19 protein-coding genes are annotated in these 17,075 nt (G+C 70.4%); 16 read left to right on the forward strand and 3 right to left on the reverse strand.

The window, feature by feature from the left end; all coding sequences use genetic code 11:
• Positions 1-8: 8 nt before the first annotated feature.
• From AC3ANN_RS07155 to AC3ANN_RS07175, 5 genes are read left to right on the forward strand one after another with little or no spacing between them, the layout of a single operon-like run.
• A complete protein-coding gene (locus AC3ANN_RS07155) occupies positions 9-1,424 on the forward strand; it encodes a UDP-N-acetylmuramoyl-tripeptide--D-alanyl-D-alanine ligase (protein ID WP_488340287.1) in 1,416 nt (471 codons plus the stop codon).
• Complete coding sequence (gene mraY / locus AC3ANN_RS07160; RefSeq protein ID WP_488340288.1) at positions 1,421-2,533, forward strand: phospho-N-acetylmuramoyl-pentapeptide-transferase; 1,113 nt, start codon at positions 1,421-1,423, stop codon at positions 2,531-2,533. The genes AC3ANN_RS07155 and mraY overlap by 4 nt, the downstream gene beginning before the upstream one ends.
• Positions 2,530-4,101, forward strand: a complete 1,572-nt coding sequence (gene murD / locus AC3ANN_RS07165; protein ID WP_488340289.1) for a UDP-N-acetylmuramoyl-L-alanine--D-glutamate ligase — start codon at positions 2,530-2,532, stop codon at positions 4,099-4,101. Before mraY ends, murD begins: the two co-directional genes overlap by 4 nt.
• Positions 4,058-5,335 carry a putative lipid II flippase FtsW gene (ftsW, locus tag AC3ANN_RS07170; protein WP_488340290.1) on the forward strand — a complete coding sequence of 426 codons (1,278 nt, stop codon included), beginning with the start codon at positions 4,058-4,060 and terminating at the stop codon, positions 5,333-5,335. The genes murD and ftsW overlap by 44 nt, the downstream gene beginning before the upstream one ends.
• Before the next feature lie 39 nt (positions 5,336-5,374).
• On the forward strand, positions 5,375-6,463 hold the full coding sequence (locus tag AC3ANN_RS07175) for a UDP-N-acetylglucosamine--N-acetylmuramyl-(pentapeptide) pyrophosphoryl-undecaprenol N-acetylglucosamine transferase (protein WP_488340291.1): 1,089 nt from the start codon (positions 5,375-5,377) through the stop codon (positions 6,461-6,463).
• 14 nt (positions 6,464-6,477) lie between these two features.
• On the opposite strand, the gene AC3ANN_RS07180 is transcribed toward AC3ANN_RS07175, so the two are convergent.
• Together AC3ANN_RS07180 and AC3ANN_RS07185 are read right to left on the reverse strand one after the other, a co-directional pair.
• The gene (locus tag AC3ANN_RS07180; RefSeq protein ID WP_488340292.1) at positions 6,478-6,849 is read right to left on the reverse strand and encodes a GntR family transcriptional regulator; all 372 of its coding nucleotides are present in this window, start codon (positions 6,847-6,849) and stop codon (positions 6,478-6,480) included.
• Positions 6,846-7,796, reverse strand: a complete 951-nt coding sequence (locus AC3ANN_RS07185) for a hypothetical protein (protein WP_488340293.1) — start codon at positions 7,794-7,796, stop codon at positions 6,846-6,848. The genes AC3ANN_RS07180 and AC3ANN_RS07185 overlap by 4 nt, the downstream gene beginning before the upstream one ends.
• Positions 7,797-7,954: 158 nt before the next feature.
• On the opposite strand from AC3ANN_RS07185, the gene murC reads away from it, so the two are divergent.
• From murC to AC3ANN_RS07230, 9 genes are all read left to right on the forward strand, one after another.
• A complete protein-coding gene (gene murC, locus AC3ANN_RS07190) occupies positions 7,955-9,367 on the forward strand; it encodes a UDP-N-acetylmuramate--L-alanine ligase (RefSeq protein ID WP_488340294.1) in 1,413 nt (470 codons plus the stop codon).
• Positions 9,368-9,372: 5 nt separating this feature from the next.
• On the forward strand, positions 9,373-10,386 hold the full coding sequence (locus AC3ANN_RS07195) for an FtsQ-type POTRA domain-containing protein (RefSeq protein ID WP_488340295.1): 1,014 nt from the start codon (positions 9,373-9,375) through the stop codon (positions 10,384-10,386).
• A 168-nt stretch (positions 10,387-10,554) separates the two neighbouring features.
• Positions 10,555-11,715, forward strand: a complete 1,161-nt coding sequence (gene ftsZ / locus AC3ANN_RS07200; protein ID WP_488340296.1) for a cell division protein FtsZ — start codon at positions 10,555-10,557, stop codon at positions 11,713-11,715.
• A gap of 19 nt (positions 11,716-11,734) precedes the next feature.
• The gene (locus AC3ANN_RS07205) at positions 11,735-12,421 is read left to right on the forward strand and encodes a YggS family pyridoxal phosphate-dependent enzyme (RefSeq protein ID WP_488340297.1); all 687 of its coding nucleotides are present in this window, start codon (positions 11,735-11,737) and stop codon (positions 12,419-12,421) included.
• 32 nt (positions 12,422-12,453) lie between these two features.
• Positions 12,454-12,915 carry a cell division protein SepF gene (locus AC3ANN_RS07210; RefSeq protein ID WP_488340799.1) on the forward strand — a complete coding sequence of 154 codons (462 nt, stop codon included), beginning with the start codon at positions 12,454-12,456 and terminating at the stop codon, positions 12,913-12,915.
• Between the two features lie 9 nt (positions 12,916-12,924).
• Positions 12,925-13,224 carry a YggT family protein gene (locus tag AC3ANN_RS07215; RefSeq protein ID WP_488340298.1) on the forward strand — a complete coding sequence of 100 codons (300 nt, stop codon included), beginning with the start codon at positions 12,925-12,927 and terminating at the stop codon, positions 13,222-13,224.
• A 144-nt stretch (positions 13,225-13,368) separates the two neighbouring features.
• Positions 13,369-13,941: a DivIVA domain-containing protein gene (locus AC3ANN_RS07220; protein ID WP_488340299.1), complete on the forward strand. Its 573-nt coding sequence runs from the start codon at positions 13,369-13,371 to the stop codon at positions 13,939-13,941.
• A gap of 9 nt (positions 13,942-13,950) precedes the next feature.
• Positions 13,951-14,547 carry a signal peptidase II gene (gene lspA / locus AC3ANN_RS07225; protein ID WP_488340300.1) on the forward strand — a complete coding sequence of 199 codons (597 nt, stop codon included), beginning with the start codon at positions 13,951-13,953 and terminating at the stop codon, positions 14,545-14,547.
• Position 14,548: 1 nt separating this feature from the next.
• Entirely contained in the window at positions 14,549-15,469 is a 921-nt protein-coding gene (locus AC3ANN_RS07230; RefSeq protein WP_488340301.1) for an RluA family pseudouridine synthase, read from the forward strand.
• A gap of 10 nt (positions 15,470-15,479) precedes the next feature.
• Here AC3ANN_RS07230 and AC3ANN_RS07235 read toward each other — a convergent pair whose 3' ends face one another.
• Positions 15,480-15,953: an NUDIX hydrolase gene (locus AC3ANN_RS07235; RefSeq protein WP_488340302.1), complete on the reverse strand. Its 474-nt coding sequence runs from the start codon at positions 15,951-15,953 to the stop codon at positions 15,480-15,482.
• A 59-nt stretch (positions 15,954-16,012) separates the two neighbouring features.
• Between AC3ANN_RS07235 and AC3ANN_RS07240 the strand changes: the two genes are divergently transcribed.
• Together AC3ANN_RS07240 and AC3ANN_RS07245 are read left to right on the forward strand one after the other, a co-directional pair.
• Positions 16,013-16,582: a GNAT family N-acetyltransferase gene (locus AC3ANN_RS07240; protein ID WP_488340303.1), complete on the forward strand. Its 570-nt coding sequence runs from the start codon at positions 16,013-16,015 to the stop codon at positions 16,580-16,582.
• Positions 16,583-16,591: 9 nt separating this feature from the next.
• A complete protein-coding gene (locus AC3ANN_RS07245; protein WP_488340304.1) occupies positions 16,592-17,041 on the forward strand; it encodes a hypothetical protein in 450 nt (149 codons plus the stop codon).
• Positions 17,042-17,075: the final 34 nt, after the last annotated feature.

Below are 17,075 nucleotides of genomic sequence, written 5' to 3' on the forward strand. Positions count from 1 at the left end.
GGAGACCCATGATCGCGCTCACCATCGCCCAGATCGCCCACGCCCTCACCGGCGAGGTGCGCCTGGCCGGCGACGACACGCTCGAGACGGTCGTCTCCGGCATCGTCGACACCGACTCACGCCTCATCGAGCAGGGCGGCGTCTTCGTCGCCAAGCCCGGTGACGAGACCGACGGCCACCTGTTCGTCGACGCCGCCGTCGAGAACGGCGCGGTGCTCGCGATCGTCGAACGGCCCGTCGCGGCTGCCGTGAGCCAGATCGTGGTGCCCAGCGCGGTCGCGGCGCTCGCGGACCTGGCGCGCGAGGTCGTCCAGCGGGTGAAGGCGACCGGAGAGCTGCGCGTCGTCGGGATCACCGGATCCAACGGCAAGACCACCACCAAGAACCTGCTCGCGCGCATCCTCGAGGGAGAGGGTGAGACCGTCGCTCCCAAGGCGTCGTTCAACAACGAGGTCGGCGCGCCGCTGACCATGCTGCGCGTCACCGAGGGCACGCGGTTCCTCGTGAGCGAGCTGGGCGCGAGCGCCCCCGGCGAGATCGCACGTCTCGCGGGGCTCGCAGAGCCCGATGTCAGCGTCGTGCTGATGGTCGGAATGGCGCATGCCGCCGGTTTCGGGGGAATCGAGGCGACGTTCCACGCCAAATCCGAGCTCGTGCGAGCACTCCGCCCCGGCGGCACGGCCGTCCTGAACGCCGACGATGCCAGGGTGGCGGCGATGGCTCCCATCGCCGCGGAGCGCGACGCCGCGGTGCGGTGGTTCGGGCGCGGCCCCGCTGCGACCGATGTGCGTGCCGATGACGTCGAGGTCACGGCATCCGGAACCTCCTTCACCGTCACCGCCGACGGCGTCTCGCTTCCGCTGCGCCTTCGGGTGCTGGGCGAGCACCACGTCATGAACGCCCTGGCCGCGATCGCCGCGGCCACCACGCTCGGGGTCACGCTCGCCGACGCCGTCGCACGGCTCGAGACGGTCGAGATCGCCGAGCGCTGGCGCATGCAGCCGCTCGGATCGGACCGCGTGCGGATCATCAACGACGCCTACAACGCCAGCCCCGACTCGATGGCCGCCGCGCTGCGCACGCTCGCGCAGATCGCGGGGCCGGGGGAGCGCACCGTCGCCGTCCTCGGCGCCATGACAGAGCTCGGCGAGCACGCCGAAGAGGAGCACGACCGCGTGGGCCTGCTGGCCGTGCGGCTCGGCATCCAGAGGATCGTCGTAGTGGGGTCGGAGGCGCGCCGCATGTACCTCGAAGCCGTGGCGCAGGGGTCGTGGGACAACGAGGCGGTCTTCTTCGAGACCGCCGACGAGGCGTTCGAGTATCTGCGCGGCGAGCTGCGCGACGGGGACCGCGTGCTGGTGAAGTCGTCCAACGCCGTCGGGCTGAGGTTCCTCGGCGATCGTCTGGGAGAATCGTTCTCGTGAGATCACTCCTGACCGCGGCGGCGATCTCGCTGGCGTTCACGCTCTTCCTGACGCCCGTGTTCCTGCGGCTGTTCCGCAAGTGGGGCTGGGGACAGGTGATCCGCACCCCGGAGGACATCCGCAACCCCAACCACCAGACCAAGCGCGGCACGCCCACGATGGGCGGAACGATCTTCATCGTCGGCACGATCGTGGGCTACCTCGTCGGCGGGTACACCGGCAACAACCCGCCCACGATCTCGGGACTGCTCGTGATCTGGATGATGGTGGGCCTGGGCGTCGTCGGCTTCATCGACGACTACATGAAGGTGCGCCAGCAGAAGTTCGCGGGGCTCAGCGGCTGGCGCAAGGTCGTCGGGCAGATCGCGGTCACCGTGCCGTTCGGCATCGTCGCACTGAACCTGCCGAACCGGTTCGACCAGACTCCCGCATCGCCGTTCGTATCGGTGTTCCGCGACGTGCCGGCGCTGTCGTTCATGGCATTCGGCGCCATCGCGGGCTGGATCCTCTACCTCGCGTGGGTGTCGTTCATCGGCGTCGCGTTCTCGAACAGCACGAACGTCACCGACGGACTCGACGGCCTCGCGGCGGGTGCCGCCATCTTCGTGACGGGGGCGTACAGCCTCATCGCGTTCTGGCAGTTCAACCAGGCGTGCTGGGGGACGGAGGCAGCGGCCGCCGCCGCCAAGGCCGCGTGCTATCCGACCCGCGACCCGTTCGACCTCGCGATCGTCTCAGCGTCCTTCGTCGGCGCGCTCGTCGGCTTCCTGTGGTGGAACGCGCCGAAGGCGAAGGTCTTCATGGGCGACGTCGGGTCCATGGCCATCGGCGGCGTCCTCGCCGCGATGGCGATCCTCACGCGCACCGAGCTGCTGGCCGTGCTCGTCGCGGGCGTCTTCGTGATCGCCCCCGGCTCGGTCATCCTGCAGCGCCTCTACTTCAAGGTCACGCGCGGCAAGCGCCTGTTCCTCATGAGCCCGTTCCACCATCACCTCGAGATGCGCGGCTGGTCCGAGGTGACGATCGTGGTGCGCATGTGGATCATCGCGGGGCTGCTCGCCGTCTCGGGCGTCGGGTTCTTCTACGTCGAATGGCTGTCGCAGACATGAGTGCAGCGGAAGACGGCGGGTCGGCCGCCACGCGCCTCGACGCGCTCACGAGCTGGCACGCGGACTGGAAGGGCCTGCGCGTCGCGGTGCTCGGGCTCTCGGTCACGGGCTTCTCCGTCGCCGACACGCTCGCAGAGCTCGGTGCCGACGTGCTCGTCGTCACCGAGAAGGCCGACGAGGAGTACGCACGCCTGCTCCCCGTGATCGGCGCGCGGCTGTGGACCGGCGCCCTCGACTCCGTGCCGCAGGACCTCCGCGAGTTCGCCCCCGAGGTCGTGGTGGCCTCGCCCGGCTTCGCGCCGCGGCATCCGCTCATCGCATGGGCGCGCGAGGCGGGCATCGCCGTGTGGGGAGACATCGAGCTCGCCTGGCGCGTACGCGACAAGGTCGTCCGGACCGACGGCTCGCCGGCCGACTGGATCCTCGTGACCGGCACCAACGGCAAGACCACGACGACGCGCCTGGCGGCGACGATGCTCGTCGCCGGCGGGCTGCGCGCGGCTCCCGTCGGCAACATCGGCACACCCGTGCTCGACGCGGTGCGCGACCCGTCCGGGTTCGACGCGCTCGTCGTCGAGTTGTCGAGTCATCAGCTCTGGTACCTGGGTCTGCAGGACTCGCCCGATCCGGTCTCGCCGCACGCCGCGGTGTGCCTCAACCTCGCCGACGACCACCTGGAGTGGCACGGCTCGTTCGAGGCGTATCGGGAGGCCAAGGCGCACGTGTACGACAGCACGCGCGTCGCGTGCGTCTACAACAAGGCGGATGCCGCGACCCGGCGCATGGTCGAGGACGCCGACGTGGTCGAGGGTGCACGCGCGATCGGCTTCGACCTCGGCGTGCCGGGCCCGAGCGACCTCGGCGTCGTGGACGGCCTGCTCGTCGACCGCGCCTTCCTCGAGGACCGCCGCACGAGCGCCCTCGAGCTGACGACGCTCGACGAGCTCGCGAGCCTGGGCCTGGCCGCTCCGCATATCGTCGCGAACATCCTCGCGGCCGCCGCGCTGGCACGGTCGCTCGACATCGCGCCCGCTGCGATCCGCGACGCGCTGCGCGGCTTCCGTCTCGACCCGCACCGCATCGAGGTCGTCGCGCGGCACGAGGGCGTCACGTGGGTCGACGACTCCAAGGCGACGAACCCCCACGCCGCCGCCTCTTCGCTCGCGGCCTACCCCGGGGCGGTGTGGGTCGTCGGAGGCCTGCTCAAGGGCGTCGACATCTCGGAGCTCGTCGCCGGACGCGGCGCTCAGGCGAAGGCCGCCATCGTCATCGGCGTCGACCGCGAAGCGGTCGTGTCGGCGTTCTCGCGACACGCGCCCGCGGTGCCGGTGTTCGAGGTCGACGCCGATGAGACTGAAGAGGTCATGACGCGGGTCGTCGAGCTGGCGGCCGAGGTGGCGAGTGACGGGGACATCGTTCTGCTCGCCCCCGCCGCAGCCTCCTTCGACCAGTTCGCGTCCTACGCCGACCGCGGCGAGAGGTTCGCGGCGGCGGTGAGGCAACGGATCGGAACGGGGGCTGGCGATGACGACGACGCAGCCGCGGATCCGACCGGCAGAGCCGAGTGAGCCCGAGCGGGGACGCGGACGGGGCCTTGCGGCTCGCGTGAGCCTCGGGCGCGTGTTCGCGCCCGTGCCGAGCGAGTTCCTCCTCATCGCGTCGACGGCGCTGCTGCTCACCTTCTTCGGGCTCGTGATGGTGCTCTCGGCCACCTCCGCCACCGCGACCGCCGACGGCGAGGCGCCGTGGGACGTCGCGCTGCGGCAGATGGTGTTCGCCATGATCGGCATCCCGCTGATGTTCATCGCGAGCCGTCTGCCGGTGTCGTTCTGGAAGAAGCTGGCGTGGCCCGCGCTCATCTTCGGCATCGCCTTCCAGCTGCTCGTGTTCACGCCCCTCGGCAACTCGGCCGACGGCAACCGCAACTGGATCGTCATCGGCGGCTTCCAGGCCCAGCCGTCGGAGTTCCTGAAGCTCGGTCTCGCGCTGTGGGTGGCGTTCGTGCTGTTCCGCAAGCGCACGCTGCTGACGAAGTGGCAGCACGTGTTCATCCCGCTCGTACCGGTGGCGGGTCTTGCCATCGCGACGGTGATGGCGGGCAAGGACCTCGGCACGGCGATGGTGCTCGTGCTGCTCGTGCTCGGAGGCCTGTACTTCTCGGGCGTCAAGCTGAGGATCTTCGTGCTGCCGGCGATCGTCGCGGCACTCGCCGTCGGGGTGCTCGCGATCACGAGCCCCGACCGCATGCGGCGGTTCATGAGCTTCCTGAACCCGAACTGCCTCGACGACTACTACAACGACTGCTGGCAGCCGCTGCACGGCATCTGGGGTCTCGCCAACGGCGGGATCTTCGGGCTGGGCCTGGGCAACTCGCGCGAGAAGTACGACTGGCTGCCGGCGATCGCCAACGACTACATCTTCGCCGTGGTGGGTGAGGAGCTCGGCCTCATCGGCTGCGCCGTCGTCTTGACGCTGTTCGCGCTGTACGCGGTCGGCGCGTTCCACGTCATCCGCAAGACCGACGATCCGTTCGTGCGCATCGCCGCCGGCGCCATCACGGTGTGGATCGTGGGCCAGGCCCTCATCAACATCGGTGTCGTGCTGCGGGTCTTCCCGGTGCTGGGCGTCCCGTTGCCGTTCATGTCGCAGGGCGGCACGTCGCTGCTGTCGGTGCTCGTGGCATCGGGGGTCCTGCTCGCCTTCGCGCGCACGCTGCCCGATGTCGTGGCGCGGCGCCAGGCCTCGATCGACGCCGCCACCGCGCGGCGTGCTCGCGCGGCGTCACGCCCGTCGCGACGCTGACCCGGGCTCGGCGACGCGGGCTCCGGGTAGGCTCAGGGAGTGACGACGTACCTCCTCGCCGGCGGTGGCACCGCCGGCCACGTCAACCCGCTCCTCGCGGTCGCCGACGCGCTGCGCGACCGTGATCCCGACGCCCACGTGCTCGTGCTGGGGACGCGCGAGGGCCTAGAGTCCCGCCTCGTACCGGAGCGCGGCTACGAGCTGCTGATCGTCGACAAGGTGCCGTTCCCGCGCCGCCCGAACCGGGCCGCCGCGATGTTCCCGGCGCGGTTCCGCCGCGCGATCGGTCAGGTGCGCGCCCACATCGCGTCGCGCGGCGTCGACGTCGTCGTCGGCTTCGGCGGCTACGCGTCCGCGCCCGCGTACGTGGCGGCGCGCCGCGAGCGGATCCCGTTCGTCGTGCACGAGGCCAACGCCCGGCCAGGGCTCGCGAACATCCTCGGGGCGCGACGGGCCGCCGGTGTCGGCGTCGCCTTCGAGGGCACTCCGCTCAAGCGATCGAGAGTGGTGGGGATGCCGCTGCGCCGCGAGATCGAGACGCTCGACCGCGACGCGCTCCGCGCCGAGGCCGCCGAGCACTTCGGCCTCGACGCGGCCCGGCCCGTGCTCCTCGTCTTCGGCGGATCGCTCGGGGCGCAGCGACTCAACGAGGCGTTCGGCGAAGGCCACGATGCCGCCTGGCGCGATGTGCTTGCGGCCGGCTGGCAGCTCCTGCACGCCACCGGCGAGCGGCTGGACGTCGCCGACCCGGGCGCCGAGGGTTACGCCGTCGTCCGCTACGTCGACCGCATGGACATGGCATTCGCCCTCGCCGACGTCGTCCTCTCTCGGGCCGGCGCCGCGACGGTGAGCGAGATCAGCGCGCTCGGGATCCCGGCCGTGTACGTGCCGTACGCGGTGGGCAACGGAGAGCAGGCGCTCAACGCGTCGTCCGCGGTGCGCTCGGGGGCGGCGATCCTGATCCCGGATGCCGAGTTCACGGGTGCGCGCGTCCGGTCCGAGGTCGTGCCGCTGCTGGCCGATGACGCGCGCCGCGCCCGGATGGCCGCCACCGCGGCATCCGTCGGCACCCGCACCGGCACCGAGAACGTCGTCGCGATGATCGACGAGGCCGTCAGCCGGCGCTGAGGGGAACGCGGTCCTCAGGCGGTGGTCGGGCCGGGTGAGCGCAGCGCCGCCGTCACCGCGGCGAGGGCCTCATCGGTGTCGAGCCTCAGATCGCGGACCTGGGCCGCGAACGCCGCCGCGGCCCGCTGAAGCTGCTGCCGGGCAGGGTCGGCGTCGAACGCCACGAACGTGCCGTTGCGGCCGCGGGTCTCGATGATGCCGGATGCCTCGAGCTCCCGGTACGCACGCGCGACCGTGCCCGGCGCGATGCCGAGGTCGTCGGCGAGACGGCGGACGGTCGGCAGGCGCGTGCCTGCGGCCAGCTCGCCTGAGGCGACCGCGTCGACCAGCTGGGCCCGCAGCTGCTCGAACGGCGGGACGTGGGACGTCGGGTCGACGACGATCATGCGTGTCCTCCGACGGCGACGGTGTGCGGCGGGGTGGCCGGGCGCAGCCCCGGCGGATAGAGCGGTCCCGGCATCGTGCCCTGACCGAAGGCGTGGAGCACCTGCAGGAGAGACACGCCCCACCACGGGAACTGCTGCAGCATCGTTAGCGTGGTGGGCTCGTTCGTTGCGACGGCGTCCAACAGCAGGAAGGACGCCGACAGGCCGAGAGGCAGCCAGGCGGCCACGGACAGTGAGAGGCGCAGCGCTCCGAGAGTATCGGCCCGGAAGATGTCGGTCCACGCCAGCTCGAGCTCATCATGCGCGCGCCGGGGTTGCGCGAGGACGCGCGCCTCCACGAATCGCGTCGCGACCGCGACGCCCGATGCCAGCACCATGGAGGCGTAGATCAGCGTGGCCGTGGGTGCCGGCGCATGCCACAGGCCATTCGCGCTGCCTATCCAGAAGGCCAGCACGGATGCCGCCGCGGCGGTCAGCAGCAGGGGGCCGGGAAGACGTCGCCACGGTTGCAGGTAGTCGCGCACGGTGAGGTCGCGGAGGTGAGCCACGCGCGGCGCATCGGGCGAGATTGTGAACAGCTGCGCCCGGACGTTCACGACGACCGCAGCGACGCTGAGCGCGCACATCAGCACGGTGACGGTGACGACCCACAGGGATTGCGGAGACGTGAGGAATCCCGGGATGAAGAGCAGGGGCGCTGTGATCGCGATGACGCCGAGCACGGCCCACATGTTCGCTCGGATCTGTGCCCGTACGCGTGCGGCGACCGTCGAGGCGGTCGATTCGGAGCCGAACGGGAGTCGGGCGCGTACCGAGTACGCGTGAGCGCGCGCCCGTCCGGATGTGTCCTTTCGCGTTGCCCACAGTCCGGCGATCGGAATGATCGCGATCAGGGCGTAGAGCGAGAGGTTGAACACCGCGATCGGCGCTTCGAACGAAATCTCCACGTGGCATATTGTGCCGCCTTATGTATCAATGTGTCAACACAAAATGGCCAATCGACCGCTCGCATTCTGGCGGCCCTCGAACCCGAGCGCTGCCGGAGCGGGCGCAGCCAGCGCGCCGGGGCCGCGGCATCCGTCGTCCAACTTAGGATTGGACGGTCATGATCAGACCCGATCTCAGTCTTCCCATCCCCGACAACATCGAGGCCGCCCACTTCATCGGAATCGGCGGCTCCGGCATGTCGGGGCTCGCGCGCATGTTCCTCGAGCGCGGCATCCGCGTGTCGGGGTCCGACCGCGCAGACAGCAAGACGCTGCGCGAACTCGCCGAGCTCGGTGCGACCGTGCACGTCGGCCACGACGCCGCGAACCTCGCCGACGACGTCGACACCGTCGTGCACACCGGGGCCATCTGGCCAGAGAACCCCGAGTTCGTGCTCGCGAAGCAGCGCGGACTCCACGTCATCCACCGCTCCCAGGCCCTGTACTGGCTGATCGGCGGGCGCCGGCTGGTCTCGGTCGCCGGCGCACACGGCAAGACGACGTCGACCGGCATGATCATCACGGCGCTGCGCGACCTCGACGCCCTGCCGACCTTCGTCAACGGCGGCGTCATCGCACAACTCGGGGTCTCGAGCGGCACCGGGTCGGACGAGCTCTTCGTCATCGAGGCCGACGAGTCCGACGGCACGTTCCTGCTGTACGACACGTCGATCGCACTCATCACGAACGTCGACCCCGACCACCTCGATCACTGGGGCACGCGCGACGCGTTCTACGCGGCGTTCGCCCGGTTCGCGAACGACGCCCGCGAAGCCGTCGTGATCTCGTCAGACGACGCGGGGGCGCTCAAGGTCGCCGAGCAGCTGACCCACCCCCGCGTGGTGACGTTCGGCGAGGCCGACGACGCCACGGTCCGCGTGAGCGACATCGTCACCGACGGTCCGGTGTCGTTCGCGATCACTTACGACGGCGAAACGGTGAGCGCTCGGCTGCCGGTGCCGGGAGCGCACAACGCGATCAACGCCACCGGCGCCGTCGCGGTGCTGCTGTCGCTCGGGCACGGGCTCGAGGCATCGATCCGCGCCGTCGAAGGATTCGCCGGAACGGTCCGGAGGTTCGAGCTGCACGGCGTCGAGCGGGGCGTGAGCGTGTACGACGACTACGCGCACCACCCGACCGAGGTCGCCGCCGCCCTCGCGACCGCACGCAGCGTGGTCGGCGACGGTCGCATCATCGCCATCCAGCAGCCCCACACCTATTCGCGCACGCAGGAGATGTATCGCGAATTCGCCGAAGTGCTCGAGCACCATGCCGACCACACGGTGATGCTCGATGTCTACGGTGCGCGCGAGGATCCCGTTCCGGGCGTGACCGGCGAGCTCGTCAGCAGCGCCTTCGCAGACCCCGCGCACGTCCACTACGTGCCCGACTGGCAGGAGGCAGCGGACTACACGGCCTCGATCGCGCGGGAAGGCGACTATGTCATCACGCTCGGCTGCGGCAACGTGAACCTCATCATCCCGCAGGTGCTCGGCGCGCTTGCGAGCAGCGGCACGGGGGCCGGGGAGTAGCGCCGATGCGCCGTCCGTCGCCGCTGCCGCAGCCGACCGCGCCGAGCGCTGGGCGCCGCGAGTCTTCGGGGCGCGTCACCGTCGAGACGACGGACGAAGAGGCGACGGATGCCTCGGCCCGCGCTTCTGCCGCCGGTGGGGAGGGCGATCTCACCGCGCCCGTGATCCCGCTCGCCGAGAAGGCGTCGCGTCCTCGCGTCGACGGGCTCGGCTCCGCGCCCGGCGACCAAGAGGTCGGCCGGCCCGCCGCACCCGAAGTGGGGCTGCTCGACGTGTTCAAGGCGTCCCGCGCGCGCCGCAAGGCGCTGCGAGCCGAGATCCGCCGGTTCACGGTGCGGCAGCGGCGCCGGCGTGCGCTATGGCTCGGGGTCGCTGCATCCGTCGTCGTGCTCGCCCTCGCGACGATCGGCGCGGCGTACAGCCCGCTGTTCGCCGTGGAGCGGATCGTCGTGGTCGGCGCCCAGCAGCTGAATGCCGACGAGATCGCCGACGCGCTGGGCGACCAGGTCGGCACGCCCATGCCGCTCATCGACGAGAGCGCGATCAAGGCCGGGCTCGTCGGGTTCCCGCTCATCGAGACGTACGCGCTCGAGGCACGGCCGCCGCACGAGCTCGTGATCCGGATCGTCGAGCGCACGCCGATCGGGCTCATCGAGACCCGTGCGGGCTACACGCTGGTCGACGCGGCCGGGGTCGCCCTGTCGACGTCGGCGACGCCGAGTCCCGGCACGCCCGTGCTCGAGATCAGGGGAGGTGTCGACTCGGACGCCTTCGCCGCCGCGGGGCAGGTGATGCGGTCGCTGCCCGCCGACATCCGCGCCCAGGTGACCGGGGTGTCGGCGTCGACGCCCGACGACGTGACGCTCACCCTCGGAGGGACTGACACCCAGGTGGTGTGGGGGAGTGCGGAACGCTCGGCCCACAAGGCGCTCGCGCTCCAGCGAATGATGGTGTCGCACCCGCCGGCGGACGTCTCGACTTACGACGTGTCGTCGCCGGACGCCGTCGTGGTCCGCTGACGAGCCGTCGCAGGGCAGTTCGGCGCCCGGTTGGCGCGACACGCCGCAGGCCTCCGGCCGCGTGCCCGGCATCGTCCTACTTTCGAGATCAGGAATTGCATACCGGGCAATTCTTTATACCTCTACTAGAGGTTGAAGGTTAGAAGGTCCAGGGCTACGGAGGCCGGCATGAGCCAGAACCAGAACTACCTCGCCGTGATCAAGGTCGTCGGCGTCGGCGGCGGCGGCGTCAACGCGGTCAACCGCATGATCGAGCTCGGCCTGCGCGGCGTCGAGTTCATCGCGATCAACACCGACGCCCAGGCGCTGCTCATGAGCGACGCCGACGTCAAGCTCGACGTGGGCCGTGAGCTCACCCGCGGACTCGGCGCAGGCGCCGACCCCGAAGTGGGCCGTCGCGCCGCCGAGGACCACGCCGAAGAGATCGAGGAGGCGCTGCGCGGCGCCGACATGGTCTTCGTCACCGCCGGGGAAGGCGGTGGGACCGGCACCGGAGGCGCCCCCGTGGTCGCCAAGATCGCGAAGTCGATCGGAGCGCTCACGATCGGCGTCGTGACCAAGCCCTTCTCGTTCGAGGGCCGCCGGCGCCAGCAGCAGGCGGAGTCGGGAGTCTCCCGCCTGAAGGAAGAGGTCGACACCCTCATCGTCGTGCCGAACGACCGGCTGCTCGAGATCAGCGATCGCGGCATCTCGATGATCGAGGCGTTCGCCACCGCCGACCAGGTGCTGCTCGCCGGTGTGCAGGGCATCACCGACCTCATCACCACGCCCGGTCTCATCAACCTCGACTTCGCCGACGTCAAGTCGGTCATGCAGGGGGCGGGCTCGGCGCTCATGGGCATCGGGTCGGCGCGCGGCGCCGACCGCGCCATCAAGGCCGCCGAGCTCGCGGTCGAATCGCCGCTGCTCGAAGCGTCGATCGAGGGTGCCCACGGTGTGCTGCTGTCGATCCAGGGCGGTTCGAACCTCGGCATCTTCGAGATCAACGATGCCGCGCAGCTGGTCAAGGAGGCTGCGCACCCGGAGGCGAACATCATCTTCGGAACGGTCATCGACGACACGCTCGGCGACGAGGTGCGGGTGACCGTGATCGCCGCCGGCTTCGACGGCGGAGAGCCGCAGCAGCGCATCGAGCCGATCACGGCCTCGCGCGTCGTATCCACGCCCGCCCTGCCGGTGACCTCGGCGGAAGAGGCGGCGAAGGATCGCGACGCCGAGCCCGAGCCCGCCACGCACGGGGTCCCGGTGCCGGTGGGCGCCTCGTCGGACTCGTCGTTCGACTCGGCATTCGGCGACGACGACCTCGACATCCCCGACTTCCTGAAGTAGCCCGACGGGCACAGCGACCGTGGGAGACCTGCACGCACGCCTCGAAGAGGTCGACCGACGGATCGCGGAAGCCGCACGCGCGGCGGGCCGCGATCCGTCGGAGCTCACGCGGATCGTGGTGACGAAGTTCCACCCCGCGAGCCTCGTCGAGGACCTCTACCGACTCGGCGTGCGCGACGTGGGGGAGAACCGTCAGCAGGAGTTCAGCCGCAAGGCGGCGGAGGTCGCCCACCTCGACGGACTGCGCTGGCACTTCATCGGGCAGGCGCAGACCAACAAGGCCCGCGCGATCCGGGCCGCGGCATCCGTCGTCCACTCCGTGGACCGCGCGAAGCTCGCGGACGCGCTCCACGCGGCCGCCGACGCCGATGATCCAGTGCTCGACGTGCTGCTGCAGGTGAATCTCACCGACGACCCGGGACGCGGCGGCGCGGCCCCGGGCGACCTGGCTGCACTGGCCGAGCACGCGGCCGGACTCCCGACGCTGCGCCTCCGGGGCGTCATGGCTGTCGCGCCGCTCGACGAGCCGCCCGCCGCGGCATTCGAACGGCTGCGGCGATGCGCCGACACGGTGCGCGCCGTCGTGCCCGCGGCGGACTGGATGTCGGCGGGCATGACCGCCGACTTCGCCGAGGCGATCGCGGCGGGCGCGACACACCTTCGCATCGGGTCGGCAATCACGGGCCCGAGGCCGGAACGCGGTTAACCTCGGAACAGATGAGCACTACGGAGGATGCGATGTCGAACCCGCTCAAGAAGACCATGGTGTACCTGGGCCTCGCCGACGAGGAAGAGGTCTACGAAGAGCCCGCGCCGCAGCCGCGTGCCCGCACCTCCGAGAAGACCATCGAGAAGGCCGCGCCCGTGACGCCGATCCACCGCCCGGCGGTGGTGCGACAGCCGGCACCGTCGGCCATCAACGAGATCCTGACGGTGCACCCGAAGCAGTACCGCGACGCCCAGGTCATCGCCGAGAACTTCCGCGAGGGCGTTCCGGTGATCATCAACCTGTCGCAGATGAGCGACGCGGACGCCCGCCGGCTCATCGACTTCGCCAGCGGACTGTCGCTCGGCCTGTACGGACGTATCGAGCGTGTCACGAGCAAGGTGTTCCTCCTCTCGCCCGAGAACGTGGCTGTGTCGGGCGACGGGGCCGTCGCACAGGCGGATCCGGAGTCGGTTCCGTTCGCGCAGCCGTAATCTGGCTACGTGGCCGTCGTCCAACTCATCGCATCGATCCTCAACCTCGCGCTGCTGCTGTACGTCTTCGTACTGCTGGCGCGGTTGATCCTCGACTGGATCCCGTTCTTCAACCGCGAATGGCGCCCGCGCGGCGCGGGACTGGTCGCCGCCGAGATCGTCTACACCGTCACCGATCCGCCGATCAAGCTGTTCCGCCGGTTCATCCCGCCGCTGCGCGTGGGCGCGATCGCGATCGACTTCGGCTTCGCGCTGACGATGCTGCTGTGCTTCATCCTGCTCAGCGTCACGCGCGCGATCGCGGCCTGACCGGATCCAGGGCGAACAGGTCGAACCGGGTCGTCGTCCTTCGACACTGCCGGAACGCGCGGCTATGCTTGCCTGATACGACCGGACGCCCAGCGGCCGGCACCGACATCGGCCAGCGACCAGACGCTCGAAAGAGGAATCACCATGGCATTGACCCCCGATGACGTCGTCACCAAGCAGTTCCAGCACGTCCGGTTCAAGGAGGGCTTCGACCCCGACGAGGTCGACGACTTCCTCGACGAGATCGTCGTGGAGTGGCGCAAGGCCCTCGCCGAGAACGAGGAGCTGAAGGCCAAGCTGGCGGCGTACGAGTCGGGGGCTGCTCCCGCTCGCGCAGTCGAAGCCGCGCCCGCTCCCGCGCCGGTCGCCGAGGCGCCCGCCGGTGCCGCCCCCGCCGCGAGCGCCGGCATCATCGAGCTCGCGCAGCGCCTGCACGACGAGCACGTCGCCGAGGGCATCGCCCAGCGCGACCAGCTCATCGCCGACGCCAAGGCGCAGGCCGCCTCGATCGTCTCGGAGGCCGAGACGCGCGGACGCGAGGAGCTGGCCAAGCTCGACCGTGAGCGCTCGTCGCTCGAGAGCCGCATCTCGGAGCTGCGCAACTTCGAGCGCGACTACCGCGCGCAGCTGCGCAGCTACATCGAGGGCAAGCTCCGCGACCTCGAGACCACCGCGACCTCCTCGGGTGCGCAGCCGGTCTCGGCCATCGGTCTCTAGGCCGAGCCTTTGACAGGCCGACCCCCCCTTCGTCAGGCGGCGGCCGGCACCATCATCGCGATCCTCGCGGTGCTGGTGCTGGCCGCCGACCAGTTCACCAAGTACCTCGCACTCCAGAACCTCCCGTATCAGGAGCCGGTGCCCGTCCTCGGCGACTTCCTGATCCTGTACCTCACCAAGAATCCCGGTGCCGCCTTCTCCCTCGGCGAAGGGGTCACCTGGATCTTCACGATCGCCCTCGCCGCCGTCGCCGTCGTCATCGGCTGGCTCGCCGCCACCCGCGTCCGCTCCCGCCTCTGGGCAGTCGCGCTCGGGCTCCTCCTCGGCGGAGTGCTCGGCAATCTCACCGACCGGCTCTTCCGCGAGCCCGGCTTCGCCATCGGGCACGTGATCGACTTCATCAACACGCCGTGGCTGTGGTTCTTCCCGGGCATGTCGCCCGCGATCTACAACGTCGCCGACATCTTCATCGTCTCGATGATGATCGGGGTCGCGATCCTCGTCCTCGTGGGCCTGCACCTCGACGGGTCGCGCGAAGCGCGTGCGCGGGACGCGCAGACGGATGCCGCGGCATCCGACTCCCCGCAGACGACCCTCGAGGACTGACGTGGAGTCCCGCAGCCTGCCCGTGCCGGACGGACTCGACGGCACCCGCGTCGACGCAGCGCTGGCGAAGATGCTCGGGTTCTCCCGCACGTTCGCGGCCGAGGTCGCCGAGGCCGGCGGGGTCGCGATGGACGGGCGCACCCTCGCGAAGTCCGACAAGCTCCGCGGCGGCGCATGGCTCGACGTGTCGTGGGCGCCGAAGGAGGAGCCGCGGGTCGTGCCGATGGCCGTTCCCGACCTCGGAATCGCGTACGACGACGACGACATCGTCGTGGTCGACAAGCCGGCGGGTGTCGCCGCGCACCCCTCCCTCGGATGGGACGGGCCGACGGTGCTCGGCGCGCTGGCCGCGGCCGGCTTTCGGATCGCGACGACGGGGGCGGCCGAGCGGCAGGGAGTCGTCCACCGGCTCGACGTCGGCACGAGCGGGCTCATGGTCGTGGCCAAGACCGAACGCGCCTACACCGTGCTCAAGCGCGCGTTCAAGGAGCGCGAGGTCGACAAGATCTATCACGCCGTGGTGCAGGGGCATCCGGACCCGCTCGACGGCACGATCGACGCGCCCATCGGACGTCACCCCACGCACTCGTGGAAGTTCGCGGTCACACCCGACGGCAAGGACTCGATCACGCACTACGAGACGCTCGAGGCGTTCCCCGGTGCGGCCCTGCTCGAGATCCACCTCGAGACCGGGCGGACGCACCAGATCCGCGTGCACATGGCCGCGCACCGGCATCCGTGCGTCGGCGACCCTCTCTACGGCGCCGATCCGACCCTGTCGGCCAGGCTGGGGCTGACCCGCCAGTGGCTCCACGCCCACGAACTGTCGTTCGCGCACCCCGCGACGGGGGACTGGGTGACGTTCACCTCCGAGTACCCGCCCGACCTGGCGCACGCCCTCGAGGTGCTGCGCGGCGACTGAGCCCTGCGTCTCAGCGGCCGCCTTCGAACCTCGCCGCACCGTCGGTGCGGGCGAGCTCGATGCGGCGGTGCATGTCGGACAGCTCGAGGTCGGGCAGGTCCTCGAGGTCGTACCAGCCGACCTCCGTCATCTCGCCGTCGACGGGGTGCGGCTCGCCCGACACCCAGCTGCACCGGAACACCAGGTCGAGATAGTCGACCTGGTCCCCGTGCGCGTACACGACGCGCGGGAGCTGGTGCACCCACGCGAGCCGCTCGACGCGGCACACGATGCCCGCCTCCTCGTACGTCTCGCGTACGGCGGCGTCGGCAGGCTCCTCACCCGGATCGACGATGCCGGTGATCGGCGTGAGCGCACCGTTGTCGCTGCGCCGACCCAGCAGCACGCGGCCGTCGTCGATCACCACGGACGTCACACCGACGAGCGGCAGCGGGTCCGTGCCGATCCGGCGCCGGAGGTCGAGGACGAAGTCGGGGGTCGGCATGGCCCAACCCTATGCGCGGAGCGTGGAGGATGTCGGAGCCGTGGTCCACGATGGGTGACGTGACGATCGAGGTGAGGCCGGCGACCGTGTTCGAGGATGTCGCGACCGTCCTCGGCCCGAAGAATCCCGAGTCCAGCGTGTGCTTCTGCCTCAGCTACCGGATCCCCTCGAAGGAGGCGACGGCGCTGCGCGGCCCCGAACGCGCCGAGCGCGTGCGCCGGCTCATGGACGAAGAGGGCCCGATCGGCGTGCTGGCATACGACGGCGACGTCGTCGTCGGCTGGGCCGCGGTCGCGCCGCGCTCCCGCACGCATTTCGCGACGTTCCGCAAGATCCCGCACGTCGACGACGTCGACGTGTGGTCGCTGTGGTGCTTCCGCGTCCGGCCCGGCCATCGCAAGAAGGGCATCATGCACGCGCTGATCGAGGGCGCGGTCTCATTCGCGAAGGAACAGGGAGCGCCGGCGATCGAGGGCTACCCCGTCGACAACGGCGAGGCCCGTGTCGACCTCACGATGGCATACGTCGGCACGCGCCGCCTCTTCGAGCAGGCGGGCTTCGTGAAGGCCGCCGGCACCGAATCGGTGCTGTCGGGGTTTCCTCGTGTGCTCATGCGGCGCGACCTCTAGCGTGGACGCGTGAACCACCTCCTGCAGCGACGCCTCGAACGGTCGAACACGCTCTACCTGGACTTGCTCGACACCCTCCCGCCCGAGCACCTCGGCTCGCACCTGCGCGATCTGCCGTCCGACACGATCGGGCACCAGCTGTGGTGCGTGCTCGGTGCCCGCGAGAGCTTCCCCAAAGCCGCACGCGCAGGGGAGTGGCAGGGCTTCACGAGCCCGGTCGACCGGGACGGGACGGCGGATGCCGCGACTCTGCGCAGCGCGTTCGCGCAGACCGCCGCCGACGTCGACGCGTGGGTCGCCGGGATCGAGGCGGCCGATGAGGACTCGCTGCGTTACGTGCTCGCCCTTCTCGAGCACGAGACGCAGCATCAGGGTCAGCTCATCCGCTACCTGTACGGGCTCGGCATCGACCGTCCGCACACGTGGCAGCAGCAGTACGCCCTCGACGAGGACTTCTGAATTCGAGTGAACCGGACGCACGGCATCCGGCAAT

The sequence above is a fragment of the Microbacterium sp. STRO-2N genome (assembly GCF_057747775.1).

Bases quoted from the DNA above. Each gene is read 5' to 3' on its own strand.
- AC3ANN_RS07155 (WP_488340287.1), top strand. From the start codon at position 9: ATGATCGCGCTCACCATCGCCCAGATCGCCCACGCCCTCACCGGCGAG.
- murD (WP_488340289.1), top strand. From the start codon at position 2,530: ATGAGTGCAGCGGAAGACGGCGGGTCGGCCGCCACGCGCCTCGACGCG.
- ftsW (WP_488340290.1), top strand. From the start codon at position 4,058: ATGACGACGACGCAGCCGCGGATCCGACCGGCAGAGCCGAGTGAGCCC.
- AC3ANN_RS07180 (WP_488340292.1), bottom strand. From the start codon at position 6,849: ATGATCGTCGTCGACCCGACGTCCCACGTCCCGCCGTTCGAGCAGCTG.
- murC (WP_488340294.1), top strand. From the start codon at position 7,955: ATGATCAGACCCGATCTCAGTCTTCCCATCCCCGACAACATCGAGGCC.
- AC3ANN_RS07195 (WP_488340295.1), top strand. From the start codon at position 9,373: ATGCGCCGTCCGTCGCCGCTGCCGCAGCCGACCGCGCCGAGCGCTGGG.
- ftsZ (WP_488340296.1), top strand. From the start codon at position 10,555: ATGAGCCAGAACCAGAACTACCTCGCCGTGATCAAGGTCGTCGGCGTC.
- AC3ANN_RS07210 (WP_488340799.1), top strand. From the start codon at position 12,454: ATGTCGAACCCGCTCAAGAAGACCATGGTGTACCTGGGCCTCGCCGAC.
- AC3ANN_RS07220 (WP_488340299.1), top strand. From the start codon at position 13,369: ATGGCATTGACCCCCGATGACGTCGTCACCAAGCAGTTCCAGCACGTC.
- AC3ANN_RS07235 (WP_488340302.1), bottom strand. From the start codon at position 15,953: ATGCCGACCCCCGACTTCGTCCTCGACCTCCGGCGCCGGATCGGCACG.